Genomic DNA, 18,470 nt, shown 5'->3' on the forward strand with positions numbered 1-18,470 from the left:
TGCCAGACCGCAAGGTGTTTTAACAAATCAAAAGGGGTTTTAATAACTGGCTTAAAGCTGAAAGCTTTCCGGAACCCCCAGCCTAGCTGGGGGTTTTCTGTGCACAAAAAAATGGCGCTTCTTAAAGCGCCATTTTCAGCTTAAAGTTCAAAAGAGATTATATCCCTTCTTCACTCTCTTTTTTCGCTTCCGCCTTCTCGATTTCACGATACCAGCGCGGATGGTGTTTCTTCGCCCAGCGACGGCTCACCTTCCCTTCGATCATCCCTTTAATCGATCCTTTCACCCAGAATGCCATATACATATGGATCAGGATGGCGTGGATCAGGATGATACCCGCAGCCGCGTGGATCAGCAGGCTATAACGGACAACCTGTATCGGGAAGTACTGCGCAAAGTACGGACGCCAGATAATCACCCCGGTCACCAGCAGCACGAAAATCATGCTCATGATTGACCAGAACATCATCTTTTGCCCGGCGTTGTACTTACCGACATCCGCTACTTTATGCTCATTGCCTTTCAATACTTCGACAATGTTCAACAGCCACGGAATATCTTTCTTATCCGGGATGTTATGATGCACAAAACGCACAAACATAAACATCAGCGCGACGAAAATCGCAATGCCGAAGAACGGGTGCAAAATGCGCCCCATCTGCGGCGTACCGAAGGTTTGCGTCAGCCATTGCAGCGTCGGGAAGAAGAACGAAATCCCGGACAGCGCCACCAGGAAGAAGCAAATCACCACGGTCCAGTGACAGGCGCGATCAATAAATTTGGTGCGCACAATCATTTTCGACTTACTCATGATGATCCTCCTCGTCATCGTCCACTTCCTTATTCGGGCCAATACCGATGTAGTGGAAAATCAACCCGGCAAAAGTGGCAATAAAGCCAGCCGCTGCCAGCGGTTTCAACGCGCCTTTCCACAGGCTTACCGAGGTGTCGATCTTCGGATCTTTCGGCAGACCGTGATACAGCTCCGGCTGATCGGCGTGATGCAGCACGTACATAACGTGCGTACCACCGACCCCTTCCGGGTTGTAGACGCCAGCATGTTCGTAACCACGCGCTTTCAGTTTCGCCACGCGCTGTTCCGCCAGCTCCAGCATCTCCTTCTTGGTGCCGAAGTGGATAGCCCCGGTCGGACAGGTTTTCACACAAGCCGGTTCCTGGCCGACGCTGACGCGATCGACGCAGAGCGTGCATTTATATACCCGGTTATCCTCTTTGTTGAGGCGCGGAATATTAAACGGACACCCGGCAATGCAGTAACCACAGCCGATGCAGTTTTCCGACTGGAAATCAACAATCCCGTTAGCGTACTGAATGATTGCACCAGCAGACGGGCACGCCTTCAGGCAGCCCGGATCTTCACAGTGCATACAGCCGTCTTTACGGATCAGCCACTCCAGCTTGCCGTTCTGTTCGGTTTCGCTAAAGCGCATCACCGTCCAGGACTTGGCGCTCAGATCGGCGGGGTTATCGTAAACCCCGACGCAGTGCCCCACTTCATCACGGATGTCGTTCCACTCTGAACACGCCACCTGACAGGCTTTACAGCCGATACAGGTGGAAACGTCGATAAGTTTCGCGACTTCTGCTTTGTAATCACGCACCTGAGAAGGCGGCGTGATGGAGTTAGTTGCGGACCTTTTGATAATGTCCTGCGTTTCCATAGCCATCTGTTCGCCCCCTTACGCCTTCTCAATGTTGACTAAGAACGCTTTATATTCCGGCGTTTGCGAGTTTGCATCACCGACATTCGGCGTCAGAGTGTTAGCGATATAACCTTTACGCGCGACACCCTCAAAGCCCCAGTGGATTGGAATACCCACCGTTTCAACCTGCTGACCGTTTACATTCAGCGGTTTCAGACGGCGCGTTACCACCGCCACCGCGCGGATAAAGCCACGCTTGCTTGAGACAGTGACACGATCGCCATTATTAATGCCTTTCGCCGCCGCCAGCGTTTCGCTGATTTCCACAAACTGTTCCGGCTGAGCAATTGCGTTGAGCAACGCGTGCTTGGTCCAGGTGTGGAAGTGCTCGGTCAGACGATAGGTCGTACCCACATACGGGAACTGCTCTTTTTTACCCATCCGCAGCGCGTCTTGTTCATACAGACGAACCACCGGGTTAGACACCACGTTCGGATGCAGCGGGTTAGTGCCCAGCGGCGTTTCGATTGGCTCGTAGTGTTCCGGGAACGGACCTTCCGCCATTTTGTTGATGGCAAACAGGCGTCCCATCCCTTCCGGCTGCATGATAAACGGCCCGGTTGGCGTACCCGGTGCGGCATTGCCGAAGTCAGGAATATCGTTACCCGTCCACTTGCTGCCGTTCCACTGGATCAGCATCCGTTTCGGATCCCACGGTTTACCGCTGATATCCGCCGAAGCACGGTTGTAGAGTACGCGACGGTTGAGCGGCCACGCCCAGGCCCATCCCAGCGTATTCCCCAGACCGGACGGGTCGGAGTTATCGCGGTTAGCCATCTGGTTGCCCTGCTCTGTCCAGCTACCGGTGTAGATCCAGCAAGACGATGCGGTTGTACCGTCATCACGCAGATGCGCAAAGCTACTCAGCAACTGACCTTTCTTCGCAATCAGCACGCCATTGGCATCATAGAGATCTTCCAGCGCGTAGCCGTTGTTCTCTTTAGCTACTTCGTCAGATTGCGGTTCGTGCGGCTGCTTGTAGTTCCAGCTCATCTTCATCAGCGGTTCTACGCCTTTACCACCTTCTGCCTGGTACAACTCGCGCAGATGATGGTAGATACCCGCCAGAATTTCGCCGTCGTTACGCGCTTCGCCCGGCGCGTCCTGACCTTTCCAGTGCCACTGCAACCAGCGACCGGAGTTAGCGATAGAACCATCTTCTTCAGCAAAGCAGGTCGAAGGCAGACGGAATACTTCAGTCTGAATAGACGCCGGATCGACATCGTTCGACTCGCCGTGGTTCTGCCAGAAGGTAGAAGTTTCAGTCACCAGCGGATCGATAACCACCATGTACTTCAGCTTGCTCAGGCAGCTCACCACTTTGTTTTTGTCCGGGAAGGACGCAACCGGGTTAAAGCCCTGGCAGAAATAACCGGTGACTTTGCCTTCATCCATCATGTTGAAATACTTGATGACGTCGTAGGTCTGGTCCCACTTAGGCAGCCAGTCGTAGCCCCAGTTATTCTCTTTCTGCGCGGCATCGCCGTAGAAAGATTTCATCAGGCTAACGAAGAACTTCGGATAGTTGCTCCAGTAGTTCACCTGATCAGCCAGCGTCGCTTTCGGCGTGTTCGCTTCCAGATACGACTGCAAATCAACCTGTTTTTCTGACGGCAGCGTCAGATAACCCGGCAGGCTGGTAGAGAGCAGGCCTAAGTCGGTCAGGCCCTGAATGTTGGAGTGACCACGCAATGCGTTCACGCCGCCACCGGCCATACCCATGTTACCGAGCAGTAACTGGATCATCGCCATAGTACGGATGTTCTGCGCACCCACGGTGTGCTGCGTCCAGCCCAGCGCGTACAGGAAGGTGGTTGTGCGATCCGGCGCGCTGGTGGAGGCCAGCACTTCACACACTTTCAGGAAGTCGGCTTTTGGCGTACCACAGATGTTTTCTACTACGTCCGGCGTGTAGCGGGAAACGTGCGCTTTCAGCAGGTTCCACACACAGCGCGGATGAGTCAGCGTGTCATCGCGTTTCGCATAGCCGTTTTCATCGAACTGATAGTTCCAGGACGACTTATCGTACTGGCGTTTTTCAGCGTCGTAGCCGCTGAACAGACCGTCTTCGAAAGCAAAATCATCACGGACCAGCAGGCTGGCATTGGTGTAATGCTTAACGTATTCGGCATTGATTTTGTTGTTTTCGATCAGGTAGCGCAAAACGCCAGACAGGAACGTAATGTCCGTACCGGAACGAATAGGTGCGTAAATATCCGCTACAGAAGCGGTACGCGTAAAACGGGGATCGACAACGATCAAGGTTGCATCGTTGTTGTTTTTCGCTTCCATCGCCCAGCGGAAACCGACGGGATGCGCTTCAGCAGCGTTACCGCCCATCACCATTACGACGTTAGCGTTTTTGATATCCACCCAGTGGTTGGTCATCGCACCGCGACCAAATGTTGGAGCAAGACTTGCTACCGTTGGTCCGTGTCAGACGCGCGCCTGGTTGTCTACCGCCAGCATCCCGAGGGAGCGGGCAAATTTCTGGGTCAGCATCCCGGTTTCGTTGCTTGCACCGGAGGCACACAGCATACCGGTAGAAAGCCAACGGTTTACCGTTACGCCCTGCTCGTTCTTTTCAATAAAGTTAGCGTCACGGTCAGCTTTCATCAGCTTCGCAATACGGGAGAATGCTTCATCCCAGCTAATGCGCTGCCATTTGTCAGAACCTGGCGCACGATATTCCGGGTAGCGCAGACGGTTTTCGCTGTTGACGTAATCCAGCAAACCGGCCCCTTTCGGGCATAACGCACCACGGCTTACCGGATGATCCGGGTCACCTTCAATGTGATAAATCGCTTCTCTGGCGTTTTTCGCGCCATCACCCAGGCTATACATCAATAGCCCGCAACCTACGGAACAGTATGTGCAGGTGTTACGGATCTCTTTAGCGCGTAATAATTTATAGTTTCGCGCCTGAGCCAGTGCTTGCTTCGGGGCAAAGCCCAATGCTGCTACTGTTGTTCCCGCCATACCGCCCGCGCAGATTTTAAAAAATTGTCTGCGACTGACGTCCATTGCTTTCCTCTTTTTTCAGGGGTATTACTGCGCGAGGAAACTAACAGTAAAATTCTGAATCTTTTTGCGCGAAATCAAAAAGAACACGTGTTTGCCACAAAATAATCCGCCTGCGCAAATTGACCTACCTCAATAGCGGTAGAAAAACGCACCACTGCCTGACAGGCCAGTTAAAAAAATGCTATAAAATTCAGCTTAATTTTTAACGGCAAGAGAGACAAAACAGCGAGCATGACACGACAAAAAGCAACGCTCATAGGGCTAATAGCGATCGTCCTGTGGAGCACGATGGTAGGATTGATTCGCGGTGTCAGTGAGGGGCTCGGCCCGGTCGGCGGCGCGGCTGCTATCTATTCATTAAGCGGGCTGCTGTTAATCTTCACGGTTGGATTTCCGCGTATTCGGCAGATTCCGAAAGGCTATTTACTCGCCGGGTGTCTGTTATTCGTCAGCTATGAAATCTGTCTGGCGCTTTCCTTAGGATATGCGGCGACCCGTCATCAGGCGATTGAAGTGGGTATGGTGAACTATCTGTGGCCCAGCCTGACAATTCTCTTTGCCATTCTGTTTAATGGTCAGAAAACCAACTGGCTGATTGTACCAGGATTATTATTAGCCCTGGTTGGCGTCTGCTGGGTGTTAGGTGGTGACAATGGGTTACATTATGATGAAATCATCAATAATATCACCACCAGCCCATTGAGTTATTTCCTGGCGTTTATTGGTGCGTTTATCTGGGCAGCCTACTGCACAGTAACGAATAAATACGCACGCGGATTTAACGGAATTACCGTTTTTGTCCTGCTAACGGGAGCAAGTCTGTGGGTTTACTATTTTCTCACGCCACAACCAGAAATGGTATTTAGCACGCCAGTCATGATTAAACTCATCTCTGCGGCATTTACCTTAGGATTTGCTTATGCTGCATGGAACGTCGGTATATTACATGGCAACGTCACCATTATGGCGGTAGGTTCGTATTTTACGCCCGTCCTTTCCTCAGCGCTTGCAGCCGTGCTGCTCAGCGCCCCGCTGTCGTTCTCGTTCTGGCAAGGCGCGCTAATGGTCTGCGGCGGTTCCCTGCTCTGCTGGCTGGCGACACGTCGTGGCTAAAATAATTGTCGGGTCTACGGCCCGGCAGTTAATCAGATAAATTCCGACAATATAAAAAAATAAATTTCAAATACCAGTAGTTCACCTTATATTTCATTTCGACTTCGATCACATATCGATAAATAATATTATTTCATCTATTTTTCTCATTGTTTTTAATCACCATTCTATTTTAAAAACAGTATGTCATTTATAAATGACGCCGTTTAAAATTCGTTTAGAAAATACGTTTAACGATAATTAAAAGGATTCTGTTAAATGAAATTAAAAATAGTTGCGGTGGTTGTAACTGGTTTGTTAGCTGCGAACGTAGCACACGCTGCCGAAGTCTATAACAAGGATGGTAATAAACTCGACCTTTATGGCAAGGTTACCGCTCTACGTTATTTTACTGATGATAAGCGTGACGATGGTGATAAAACTTATGCCCGTCTCGGCTTTAAAGGAGAAACGCAAATCAATGATCAAATGATTGGTTTTGGTCACTGGGAATATGATTTTAAAGGCTATAACGATGAAGCCAACGGCTCGCGCGGTAACAAGACCCGTCTGGCCTATGCAGGTTTAAAAATTAGTGAATTTGGCTCTCTGGACTATGGTCGTAACTACGGTGTCGGCTATGACATTGGTTCATGGACCGATATGTTGCCAGAATTTGGTGGCGATACCTGGAGTCAGAAAGATGTCTTCATGACATACCGTACTACCGGTGTGGCAACCTATCGCAACTACGATTTCTTCGGCTTAATTGAAGGTCTGAACTTTGCCGCGCAATATCAAGGCAAAAATGAACGCACTGACAATGGTCATCTTTATGGTGCTGACTACACGCGTGCCAATGGTGACGGTTTCGGTATCTCCTCAACTTATGTTTATGATGGCTTTGGTATCGGTGCGGTGTATACCAAATCCGATCGGACAAATGCGCAGGAAAGAGCCGCTGCTAATCCTCTCAATGCCTCCGGTAAGAATGCAGAACTGTGGGCTACAGGTATAAAATATGATGCCAACAACATCTACTTTGCAGCTAATTACGCTGAAACATTAAACATGACCACCTATGGCGATGGTTATATCTCTAACAAAGCACAAAGTTTTGAAGTAGTGGCACAATATCAATTCGACTTCGGCTTGCGCCCATCACTCGCTTACCTGAAATCGAAAGGCAGAGATCTGGGCCGCTACGGCGACCAGGACATGATTGAGTATATCGACGTTGGTGCGACGTATTTCTTCAACAAAAATATGTCGACCTATGTTGATTATAAAATCAACCTGATTGATGAAAGCGACTTTACCCGTGCCGTAGATATTCGCACCGATAACATCGTCGCAACGGGCATTACCTATCAGTTCTAACATCCTCTCCTGACCAGCCCTTCTCTGGGCTGGTTTTTGATTTAAGTGCTGCTGTATGACTCCTTAAGTAAAAATGAGCAATTTTTGATATTTCTGGTCATTCACCTCAATTAATATTCTTCCATACCCTCCGGGGACATCTTACTATAATATTTATTGATGAGTGATTATGACCAATATTAATACAGCTTGTGTAAAAAATAATGCCAGTTATCAATTAAATAACGCATTACCTAACAAAGAAACCATCTCCAGCAATTTTTGTGAACGACTGGCACAATGGGGTAATAAGTCGCTTAATAATGGTGAAGAAAGAGCAATTGCCGTAGAGCGAATTAAAGAAGCTTACAATTCGAACATGGCATCTCTTGATTTGTCATATCTTGATTTGAGTGAGTTACCGCCTATCCCCTCGACAGTTAACACGTTAAATCTGGAAAACAATTGTCTCACTTGTCTTGACTTTACTGACAATGCCAGCCTCGTCAATATCAACCTCAGCTTTAATAAAATTAAAACGATAACCTTTCCAAATGAATCAAAACTGGAAAATATTTATATTGATCACAACAATCTGGAAAGTTTGGATTTTAAAAATCAGCATTCATTGGTTAACCTGGAAGCGCAAAATAACAATCTGACAAAAATTAATATTTCTGATAGTTATAAACTGAAATTTCTTAATCTTGATTATAACAAGCTAGCATCGCTGGATCTCTCCCGGCAAGAATCTCTGATTGAGTTAAGTGCCCATCATAATATGATCAATGACATTATATTACACAATCACCCCATAGTGGAGAAAATCACTTTAAACGACAACCATATTGCACATTTAAACGCGAAAACCACTACAAAACTGGAATATTTAAACTTAAGCAATAACAATTTATTGCCAACAGATGACATTGATCAATTAATATCATCAAAACATCTTTGGCATGTATTAGTTAACGGCATCAACAATGATCCACTTGCCCAAATGCAGTACTGGACTGCAGTAAGAAATATAATTGATGACACTAATGAAGTGACCATTGATTTATCTTATAACCTGGCAATCACAAATATCGATACCAGCGATGAACATCTTGTAGAAGTAAGCGAGAATTCCGAAGGAAATCATATAAAAGACAATGACTCAATGTCCATTCGTTATAGATCAAAATATTATTCCAGAGAGTACGCTTTAATAGAAGAAGAAACAATATTTTCTGACGCAGAACTAAAAGCCATTCTGCCTATGCATCGCATGTACGGGGTTGGTGACTATAAGTCAAATTCCTCTTCTCTACCCTCACACTCGGGGCTAAAGGACCCAACGGGCACACCCGTCTGTTATTATATTCATAATGAGGATAAACCTTCCTTAGGTTTTGGTCCAACATCCAATAATTGGTTAAGCCAATCCTTTACAACAGAGTTATAAAACACATCCTGATTTATCAAGGGTAATAAATCATTAAAATAAAGCATTACTACGGAGCAGTTATGAAATTCCCTTCAATATTTAATAAAATAAATCCACAATCCATACAGCAACATCCAGAAAAAAATGAACTTAACTGGATGCGCGAATTAAATAAATGGAAAGCAGAACGCATACTTACAGGTGAAATCCATCGTCCGGAATGCCGAAACGAAGCCGCTAAAAGGATAAATTGTGCTTTTTTGTCGAAACAGAATGATATTGATTTATCAGGGCTTAATTTAACTACCCAACCACCAGGGCTGCAAAACTTCACCTCTATCAATCTTGATGAGAACCAACTCAAACATTTTGATGCAACCACCTACGATAGACTCATCAACCTTAGTCTGAATAGTAATGCTCTTGAGTCAATAAATTTTCCTCAAGGTAGAAATGTAAGCATTACACATATATCTATGAATAATAATTCTCTCAGAAATATTGATATAGATAGGCTTTCATCAATTACTTATTTTAGTGCGGCACATAATCAACTAGAGTTTGTGCAATTAGAATGTTGCGAAAGGCTGCAGTACCTGAATCTCAGCCACAATCAATTAACTGATATTGTGGCAGGAAATAAAGATGAACTCTTACTTCTGGATCTATCCCATAATAAACTAACAAGTTTACATAATACCTTATTTCCCAACTTGAATACGTTACTTATCAACAACAACTTGCTTTCTGAAATTAAAATATTCTTTAGCAACTTCTGCAATATTCAGACATTAAACGCTGCGAACAATCAGTTGGAAAAAATAAACCTTCATTTCCTGACTTATCTTTCATCTATCAAAAGTTTAAGGCTGGACAATAATAAAATAACCCGCATTGACACTAAGAATACGTCCGATATTGGAACTTTATTCCCCATAATAAAACAGAGCAAAAACTTAAATTTTTTAAATGTTTCTGGGAAGAACAATTGCCCTACTATGCAGCTCATGTTATTTAATTTATTTTCCCCAGCACTTAAGCTTAATACTGGCCTGGCAATTCTTTCGCCTGGTGCATTTGAAATTCACTCTGAAGGAGTAGATGTGGATAACGAATTGTTTCACTATACTATTAAAGAAGCATATACCCCATATAATATACACACTTATAAAACAGAAGAAGTTGTAAATCAGATGAATATAAAAATTAAAAATATGACATTAGATGAAATAAACAATACTTACTGTAATAACGATTATTACAATGAGGCGATAAGAGAGGAACCGATAGACTTTCTGGACAGATCGTTTTCCTCCAGCTCATGGCCTTTTCAGTGAATAAATCATCACTAATTCTATAAGTGTCTGGTCTTGTTAAAAATATAAACCCTTTGGATTCATCATCTGAAGGGTTGGATCATGACATGCATACATAGCTTAACATCCATTTAATGGTTAGCTTGTTAGTTACATTTAGTAACACATATCTGTCTGTTTAATCCCCATTCTGCCCCCGCGGTTACGCTTTCTTATCTATTCTTTCAATCAGCACTTCACCCAATTCATCCTTAATTCTAATAACTGGCTATTGCGCCTTACCTCCTGTTTTGTCTTTTTTTCATTACCAATGTGTACATGTGAGGAACAATATGGCACTGCAAAATGAGAAAACTAGTCGTTATCTTTTGCGCGACTGGAAACCAGAAAATCCGGCCTTCTGGGAAAATAAAGGAAAGCATATTGCACGAAGAAACCTCTGGATATCAGTCAGTTGTCTACTTCTTGCCTTCTGTGTCTGGATGCTATTTAGCGCAGTTACTGTTAATCTCAATAAAATCGGTTTTAATTTCACTACCGATCAACTCTTTTTATTAACCGCATTACCCTCCGTTTCTGGCGCATTATTGCGTGTTCCCTACTCCTTTATGGTGCCTATATTTGGTGGACGCCGATGGACGGTTTTTAGTACTGCAATCCTGATTATTCCTTGCGTCTGGCTCGGAATTGCCGTGCAGAATCCGAATACTCCTTTTGGGATATTTATCGTTATCGCTTTGCTATGCGGTTTTGCAGGTGCGAACTTTGCTTCGAGCATGGGCAATATCAGTTTCTTCTTCCCAAAAGCCAAACAAGGGAGCGCACTTGGGATTAATGGCGGATTAGGAAACTTAGGTGTAAGTGTGATGCAGCTGGTTGCACCGCTGGTCATTTTTATACCCGTATTTGCCTTTCTCGGCGTCAATGGCGTACCGCAGGCCGACGGTTCGGTGATGTCGCTGGCGAATGCCGCATGGATTTGGGTGCCATTACTGGCGATTGCCACGATCGCCGCCTGGTCAGGGATGAATGATATCGCCAGTTCACGCGCGTCAATTGCCGACCAGCTGCCAGTGTTACAACGCCTGCATCTCTGGCTGCTGAGCCTGCTTTACCTTGCCACCTTCGGTTCGTTTATCGGTTTTTCTGCGGGTTTTGCCATGCTGGCGAAAACTCAGTTCCCTGATGTGAATATTCTGCGCCTGGCGTTCTTTGGCCCTTTTATTGGTGCCATCGCGCGGTCGGTTGGTGGTGCTATTTCCGATAAATTCGGCGGCGTGCGGGTGACGTTGATCAACTTCATTTTTATGGCGATTTTCAGCGCCCTGCTGTTCCTTACCTTACCGGGCACAGGCTCCGGTAATTTCATCGCATTTTACGCCGTATTTATGGGGTTGTTTCTGACCGCAGGTCTGGGAAGTGGTTCTACTTTCCAGATGATCGCCGTCATCTTTCGCCAGATAACCATTTATCGGGTGAAGATGAAAGGCGGTAGTGATGAGCAAGCTCAGAGAGAAGCCGTCACCGAAACGGCGGCGGCTCTGGGCTTTATCTCAGCCATTGGCGCAGTGGGCGGCTTTTTCATTCCGCAGGCGTTTGGCATGTCGCTCAATATGACCGGCTCTCCGGTAGGCGCGATGAAAGTGTTTTTAATCTTCTACATCGTTTGTGTGCTGCTGACCTGGCTGGTTTATGGTCGGCGGAAGTTCAGCCAAAAATAAGAGATCGATGCCAGACACGTCTTATCAGGCTACAACCGTGTCGCATCCGACAAGGCATCAGATCCCAATTCATTCCTGGAGCAGGAGTTATGTCATGAGTAAACTTTTGGATCGCTTTCGCTACTTCAAACAAAAGGGCGAAACCTTTGCCGATGGTCACGGACAGGTGATGCATAGCAACCGCGACTGGGAGGACAGCTATCGCCAGCGTTGGCAGTTCGACAAAATCGTGCGTTCCACCCACGGTGTTAACTGTACAGGCTCCTGTAGCTGGAAAATCTACGTTAAAAATGGTCTGGTGACCTGGGAAATCCAACAGACCGACTACCCGCGCACTCGCCCTGACCTGCCCAATCATGAACCTCGCGGCTGCCCGCGTGGCGCAAGTTACTCCTGGTATCTCTACAGCGCTAACCGTCTGAAATACCCGCTCATTCGTAAACGACTGATTGAACTGTGGCGCGAAGCCCTCAAGCAACACAGCGATCCGGTACTGGCGTGGGCATCGATTATGAACGATCCGCAAAAGTGCCTGAGCTACAAACAAGTACGTGGACGCGGCGGCTTTATCCGCTCTAACTGGCAGGAGCTAAATCAGCTGATTGCTGCCGCTAACGTCTGGACCATCAAAACTTACGGCCCGGATCGCGTTGCCGGTTTCTCGCCGATCCCGGCGATGTCGATGGTTTCTTACGCCGCCGGAACACGTTATCTGTCGCTGTTAGGTGGCACCTGTTTAAGTTTCTATGACTGGTATTGCGACCTGCCGCCTGCCTCGCCGATGACCTGGGGCGAGCAAACCGACGTGCCAGAATCTGCCGACTGGTATAACTCCAGCTACATCATCGCCTGGGGGTCTAACGTACCTCAGACACGTACGCCGGACGCCCACTTCTTTACCGAAGTACGCTACAAAGGCACTAAAACCATCGCCATTACCCCTGACTACTCTGAAGTGGCCAAATTGTGCGACCAGTGGCTGGCACCGAAACAAGGCACTGATAGCGCCCTGGCGATGGCAATGGGCCATGTCATTTTAAAAGAGTTTCATCTCGATAATCCCAGCGATTATTTTATCAACTACTGCCGCCGCTACAGCGACATGCCGATGCTGGTAATGCTGGAACCTCGCGACGACGGCAGCTACGTTCCCGGGCGCATGGTCCGCGCATCTGACCTGGTGAATGGACTGGGCGAAAGCAACAATCCGCAGTGGAAAACCGTGGCGGTTAATACCGCAGGTGAACTGGTGGTGCCGAACGGTTCGATTGGTTTTCGCTGGGGAGAAAAAGGCAAATGGAATCTTGAATCCATTGCCGCCGGTACGGAAACCGAATTGTCGTTAACTCTGCTCGGTCAACATGATGCCGTTGCAGGCGTGGCCTTCCCCTACTTTGGCGGCATTGAAAATCCGCATTTTCGCAGCGTAAAAAACAATCCTGTCCTGGTGCGTCAATTACCCGTTAAAAACCTGACATTAGCCGATGGCAGCACCTGTCCGGTGGTCAGCGTTTATGATTTGGTACTGGCGAATTACGGCCTCGATCGCGGGCTGGAAGATGAAAACAGCGCGAAAGATTACGCTGAAATCAAACCGTACACCCCAGCCTGGGGTGAGCAAATTACCGGTGTGCCGCGCCAGTATATTGAAACCATCGCTCGTGAATTTGCCGATACTGCCCATAAAACGCATGGGCGCTCGATGATTATCCTCGGCGCAGGTGTTAACCACTGGTACCACATGGACATGAACTACCGTGGGATGATCAACATGCTGATCTTCTGCGGTTGTGTCGGGCAAAGCGGTGGCGGATGGGCACACTATGTCGGTCAGGAAAAACTGCGCCCACAAACCGGCTGGTTGCCGCTGGCCTTTGCGCTCGACTGGAACCGCCCACCGCGCCAGATGAACAGCACCTCGTTTTTCTACAATCATTCCAGCCAATGGCGCTATGAAAAAGTCTCTGCTCAGGAGTTACTTTCACCGCTCGCCGATGCCAGTAAGTACAGCGGTCATCTGATTGATTTCAACGTTCGTGCCGAACGTATGGGCTGGCTACCTTCTGCGCCGCAGCTGGGGCGTAACCCGCTCGGGATTAAAGCTGAAGCCGACAAGGCCGGATTATCCCCCACAGAATTTACCGCCCAGGCGCTGAAATCGGGCGATTTACGCATGGCCTGCGAACAACCAGATAGCGGCAGCAATCATCCGCGTAATTTGTTTGTCTGGCGTTCTAACCTGCTTGGCTCCTCCGGCAAAGGCCACGAGTATATGCAGAAGTATCTGCTGGGAACCGAAAGTGGGATTCAGGGTCAGGAACTCGGTGCCAGCGACGGGATCAAACCGGAAGAAGTCGAGTGGCAAACTGCGGCGATTGAAGGCAAGCTCGACCTGCTGGTGACGCTCGACTTCCGTATGTCCAGTACCTGCCTGTTCTCCGATATCGTTCTGCCCACCGCCACCTGGTACGAAAAAGACGATATGAACACCTCGGATATGCATCCGTTTATTCATCCCCTATCTGCGGCGGTCGATCCGGCGTGGGAATCACGCAGCGACTGGGAAATCTACAAAGGTATTGCCAAAGCCTTTTCGCAAGTGTGCGTGGGCCATCTTGGCAAAGAAACCGACGTGGTATTACAACCACTGCTGCATGACTCTCCGGCAGAACTCTCACAGCCGTGTGAAGTGCTCGACTGGCGCAAAGGCGAATGCGATCTGATTCCAGGTAAAACTGCGCCCAATATTGTGGCGGTGGAACGCGACTACCCTGCTACCTATGAACGCTTTACCTCGCTCGGGCCATTGATGGACAAACTTGGCAACGGCGGTAAAGGGATTTCGTGGAATACCCAGGATGAAATCGATTTCCTCGGCAAACTCAACTACACCAAGCGTGAAGGCCCGGCACAGGGGCGTCCGCTGATTGACACCGCCATTGACGCATCAGAAGTGATTCTGGCGCTGGCACCGGAAACCAACGGTCATGTTGCAGTCAAAGCGTGGCAGGCACTGGGCGAGATCACCGGACGCGAACATACCCATCTGGCGCTGCACAAAGAGGACGAGAAGATTCGCTTTCGCGATATTCAGGCGCAGCCACGTAAAATTATCTCCAGCCCCACATGGTCCGGTCTGGAAAGCGATCACGTTTCCTATAACGCGGGATACACCAACGTTCATGAGTTAATTCCGTGGCGCACGCTGTCGGGACGCCAGCAGCTCTATCAGGATCATCCGTGGATGCGTGCTTTTGGTGAAAGCCTGGTGGCTTATCGCCCGCCTATCGACACCCGTAGCGTCAGTGAAATGCGCCAGATACCGCCAAACGGCTTCCCGGAAAAAGCACTTAACTTCCTGACGCCGCACCAGAAATGGGGCATTCACTCAACCTACAGTGAAAACCTGCTAATGCTGACGCTCTCTCGCGGTGGACCAATTGTCTGGATTAGCGAAACCGATGCCCGTGAACTGACCATTGTCGATAACGACTGGGTGGAAGTGTTTAACGCCAACGGCGCGCTGACTGCCCGCGCGGTGGTCAGCCAACGTGTACCGCCGGGTATGACCATGATGTATCACGCTCAGGAACGCATTATGAATATCCCGGGCTCGGAAGTGACCGGAATGCGCGGCGGCATTCATAACTCGGTCACCCGCGTTTGTCCGAAACCAACGCATATGATTGGCGGTTACGCGCAGCTGGCCTGGGGCTTTAATTACTACGGCACCGTCGGCTCGAACCGTGACGAATTCATCATGATCCGCAAGATGAAGAACGTTAACTGGCTGGATGATGAAGGTCGCGATCAGGTACAGGAGGCGAAAAAATGAAAATACGTTCGCAAGTCGGCATGGTGCTTAACCTCGATAAATGTATCGGTTGCCATACCTGTTCGGTGACCTGTAAAAACGTCTGGACCGGACGCGAAGGCATGGAGTACGCATGGTTTAACAACGTCGAAACCAAACCGGGCATTGGTTATCCGAAAAACTGGGAAGATCAGGAAGAGTGGCAAGGCGGCTGGGTGCGTGATGTGAATGGCAAGATCCGCCCGCGTCTGGGCAGCAAGATGGGCGTAATAACCAAAATCTTCGCCAACCCGGTGGTGCCGCAGATTGATGATTACTACGAACCTTTCACCTTCGACTACGAACATTTGCATAGCGCACCGGAAGGCAAACATATCCCTACTGCTCGCCCGCGTTCACTGATTGACGGCAAACGGATGGACAAAGTGATCTGGGGGGCAAACTGGGAAGAATTGTTGGGCGGCGAATTCGAAAAACGCGCCCGTGACCGCAACTTCGAGGCCATGCAAAAGGAGATGTACGGGCAGTTTGAAAACACCTTCATGATGTACCTGCCGCGCCTGTGCGAACACTGCCTCAATCCCAGTTGCGTGGCAACCTGCCCAAGCGGCGCTATCTACAAACGCGAAGAAGACGGCATTGTGCTGATCGATCAGGATAAATGCCGTGGCTGGCGTTTGTGCATTAGCGGTTGTCCGTACAAAAAAATCTACTTCAACTGGAAAAGCGGCAAGTCAGAAAAATGTATCTTCTGTTACCCACGAATTGAGTCAGGCCAACCCACCGTGTGCTCAGAAACCTGCGTGGGTCGCATCCGGTATCTGGGCGTGCTGCTTTACGACGCTGACCGCATCGAGGAAGCGGCGAGCACCGAGCGCGAAGTTGACCTCTATGAACGCCAGTGCGAAGTATTCCTCGATCCACACGATCCCTCAGTGATCGAGGAAGCCCTGAAACAAGGTATTCCACAAAATGTGATTGACGCTGCCCAGCGTTCGCCTGTCTACAAAATGGCGATGGACTGGAAACTGGCGCTACCGTTGCACCCTGAATACCGCACCCTGCCGATGGTCTGGTACGTTCCTCCGCTGTCACCGATTCAGTCCTACGCAGATGCGGGCGGTTTGCCGAAAAGCGAAGGCGTGCTCCCAGCCATCGAGAGCCTGCGTATTCCTGTGCAATATCTCGCCAATATGTTAAGTGCCGGCGATACCGTTCCGGTACTGCGGGCGCTAAAACGGATGATGGCGATGCGCCACTATATGCGTTCACAAACCGTGGAAGGCGTTACCGATACCCGCGCCATTGACGAAGTAGGCCTGAGCGTCGCCCAGGTCGAAGAGATGTATCGCTACCTCGCCATTGCCAACTATGAAGACCGTTTTGTCATTCCAACCAGTCATCGGGAAATGGCGGGCGATGCCTTCGCAGAACGCAATGGCTGCGGTTTTACCTTTGGCGACGGTTGCCACGGCTCGGACAGCAAATTCAACCTGTTCAACAGTAGCCGTATCGATGCCATCAACATCACCGAAGTACGCGACAAAGCGGAGGGCGAATAATGCAGATCCTCAAAGTGATCGGCCTGTTGATGGAGTATCCGGACGAGCTGTTATGGGAATGTAAGGAGGACGCGCTGGCGTTGATCCGCCGCGACGCACCGATGCTTACGGATTTTACCCGCAACCTGCTTAACGCGCCGCTGCTGGATAAACAGGCCGAATGGTGCGAAGGGTTTGACCGTGGACGTACCACATCGCTGCTGCTGTTCGAACATGTTCATGCCGAGTCCCGCGATCGCGGCCAGGCAATGGTGGACCTGCTGGCGGAGTATGAAAAGGTCGGCCTGCAGTTGGATTGTCGAGAACTGCCCGATTATCTACCGCTGTATCTGGAGTACTTAAGCGTACTGCCGGACGATCAGGCGAAAGAAGGCTTGCTCAACGTTGCGCCGATCCTCGCCCTGCTTGGCGGACGCTTAAAACAACGCGAGGCACCGTGGTACGCGTTATTTGACACCCTGTTGCAACTGGCAGGAAGTACACTTTCAAGTGACAGTGTCACAAAACAGGTGAACAGTGAGGAGCGCGATGACACCCGCCAGGCACTGGATGCGGTGTGGGAAGAGGAACAGGTGAAGTTTATTGAAGATAACGCCACGGCGTGTGACAGCTCGCCGCTTAATCAATATCAGCGACGCTTTAGCCAGGATGTCGCGCCGCAGTATGTCGACATCAGTGCGGGAGGTGGGAAATGATTCAGTATCTGAACGTCTTTTTTTATGATATCTACCCGTACATTTGTGCGACAGTGTTTTTCCTCGGCAGCTGGCTGCGCTACGACTACGGGCAGTATACCTGGCGCGCCTCCTCGAGTCAGATGCTCGATAAACGCGGGATGGTGATATGGTCGAATCTGTTCCATATCGGCATTTTAGGGATTTTCTTCGGGCACCTGTTCGGCATGTTAACGCCGCACTGGATGTACGCGTGGTTTCTGCCGGTGGCGGTAAAACAGCAGATGGCGATGGTGCTCGGTGGTATTTGCGGTGTATTGACGCTGATTGGCGGCGCAGGACTGCTGTGGCGCAGGCTGACAAATCAGCGCGTGCGTGCCACTTCCACTACGCCGGATATTATCATCATGATCATTTTGCTGATTCAGTGTCTGCTGGGGCTAAGTACCATACCGTTTTCAGCACAGTATCCTGATGGTAGCGAAATGATGAAGCTGGTGGGTTGGGCGCAAAGCATTGTCACTTTCCGTGGTGGATCGTCAGAAATGCTTAACGGCGTAGCGTTCGTTTTCCGCCTGCATCTGGTGTTGGGAATGACCATCTTCCTGCTCTTCCCGTTCACCCGACTGGTGCATGTGTGGAGCGCGCCGTTTGAGTACTTTACTCGTCGGTATCAGATTGTGCGCTCGCGGCGATAATTTAACCCTGGCCGGATAGCCCTTCGCTCTCCGGCCACTTGCAGGCTATGATAG

The 18,470-nt window shown here is 49.1% G+C and carries 11 protein-coding genes and 1 pseudogene; 9 read left to right on the plus strand and 3 right to left on the minus strand.

The features are described 5' to 3' along the window. Positions 1–157 precede the first annotated feature (157 nt). From fdnI to fdnG, 3 genes are read right to left on the minus strand one after another with little or no spacing between them, the layout of a single operon-like run. Positions 158–811 carry a formate dehydrogenase-N subunit gamma gene (fdnI, locus tag ACJHWK_RS22465; protein WP_000045646.1) on the minus strand — a complete coding sequence of 218 codons (654 nt, stop codon included), beginning with the start codon at positions 809–811 and terminating at the stop codon, positions 158–160. Continuing rightward, positions 804–1,688, minus strand: coding sequence for a formate dehydrogenase N subunit beta (gene fdnH / locus ACJHWK_RS22470; RefSeq protein WP_001240582.1), 885 nt, complete (start codon positions 1,686–1,688; stop codon positions 804–806). The genes fdnI and fdnH overlap by 8 nt, the downstream gene beginning before the upstream one ends. A gap of 12 nt (positions 1,689–1,700) precedes the next feature. Then, positions 1,701–4,748, minus strand: a complete 3,048-nt coding sequence (gene fdnG, locus ACJHWK_RS22475) for a formate dehydrogenase-N subunit alpha (protein WP_077469045.1) — start codon at positions 4,746–4,748, stop codon at positions 1,701–1,703. A 231-nt stretch (positions 4,749–4,979) separates the two neighbouring features. On the opposite strand from fdnG, the gene yddG reads away from it, so the two are divergent. The 9 genes and pseudogenes from yddG (at position 4,980) to narI (ending at position 18,416) form a co-directional block, all read left to right on the plus strand. Then, on the plus strand, positions 4,980–5,861 hold the full coding sequence (gene yddG, locus ACJHWK_RS22480; protein WP_000198203.1) for an aromatic amino acid efflux DMT transporter YddG: 882 nt from the start codon (positions 4,980–4,982) through the stop codon (positions 5,859–5,861). Positions 5,862–6,119: 258 nt separating this feature from the next. After that, positions 6,120–7,220, plus strand: a complete 1,101-nt coding sequence (ompC, locus tag ACJHWK_RS22485; protein ID WP_000768393.1) for a porin OmpC — start codon at positions 6,120–6,122, stop codon at positions 7,218–7,220. Positions 7,221–7,980: 760 nt separating this feature from the next. Then, positions 7,981–8,268 (plus strand): annotated as a pseudogene (locus ACJHWK_RS22490) (leucine Rich Repeat family protein); the annotation flags it as partial. Between the two features lie 443 nt (positions 8,269–8,711). Continuing rightward, the gene (locus tag ACJHWK_RS22495; protein ID WP_087901501.1) at positions 8,712–9,968 is read left to right on the plus strand and encodes a leucine-rich repeat domain-containing protein; all 1,257 of its coding nucleotides are present in this window, start codon (positions 8,712–8,714) and stop codon (positions 9,966–9,968) included. A 311-nt stretch (positions 9,969–10,279) separates the two neighbouring features. Beyond that, the gene (gene narU / locus ACJHWK_RS22500; protein ID WP_001207931.1) at positions 10,280–11,668 is read left to right on the plus strand and encodes a nitrate/nitrite transporter NarU; all 1,389 of its coding nucleotides are present in this window, start codon (positions 10,280–10,282) and stop codon (positions 11,666–11,668) included. Between the two features lie 94 nt (positions 11,669–11,762). Then, a complete protein-coding gene (gene narZ / locus ACJHWK_RS22505) occupies positions 11,763–15,503 on the plus strand; it encodes a nitrate reductase Z subunit alpha (RefSeq protein WP_001523257.1) in 3,741 nt (1,246 codons plus the stop codon). Next, positions 15,500–17,044 carry a nitrate reductase subunit beta gene (narH, locus tag ACJHWK_RS22510; protein WP_410234931.1) on the plus strand — a complete coding sequence of 515 codons (1,545 nt, stop codon included), beginning with the start codon at positions 15,500–15,502 and terminating at the stop codon, positions 17,042–17,044. Before narZ ends, narH begins: the two co-directional genes overlap by 4 nt. Further along, the gene (narW, locus tag ACJHWK_RS22515; protein ID WP_001523253.1) at positions 17,044–17,739 is read left to right on the plus strand and encodes a nitrate reductase molybdenum cofactor assembly chaperone; all 696 of its coding nucleotides are present in this window, start codon (positions 17,044–17,046) and stop codon (positions 17,737–17,739) included. The genes narH and narW overlap by 1 nt, the downstream gene beginning before the upstream one ends. Further along, positions 17,736–18,416, plus strand: a complete 681-nt coding sequence (gene narI, locus ACJHWK_RS22520) for a respiratory nitrate reductase subunit gamma (RefSeq protein ID WP_000617122.1) — start codon at positions 17,736–17,738, stop codon at positions 18,414–18,416. Before narW ends, narI begins: the two co-directional genes overlap by 4 nt. Positions 18,417–18,470: the final 54 nt, after the last annotated feature.

Origin of the sequence: Escherichia sp. WS547, assembly GCF_046486065.1 — a bacterium.
GTDB classification, from domain to species: Bacteria; Pseudomonadota; Gammaproteobacteria; order Enterobacterales; family Enterobacteriaceae; genus Escherichia; species Escherichia coli.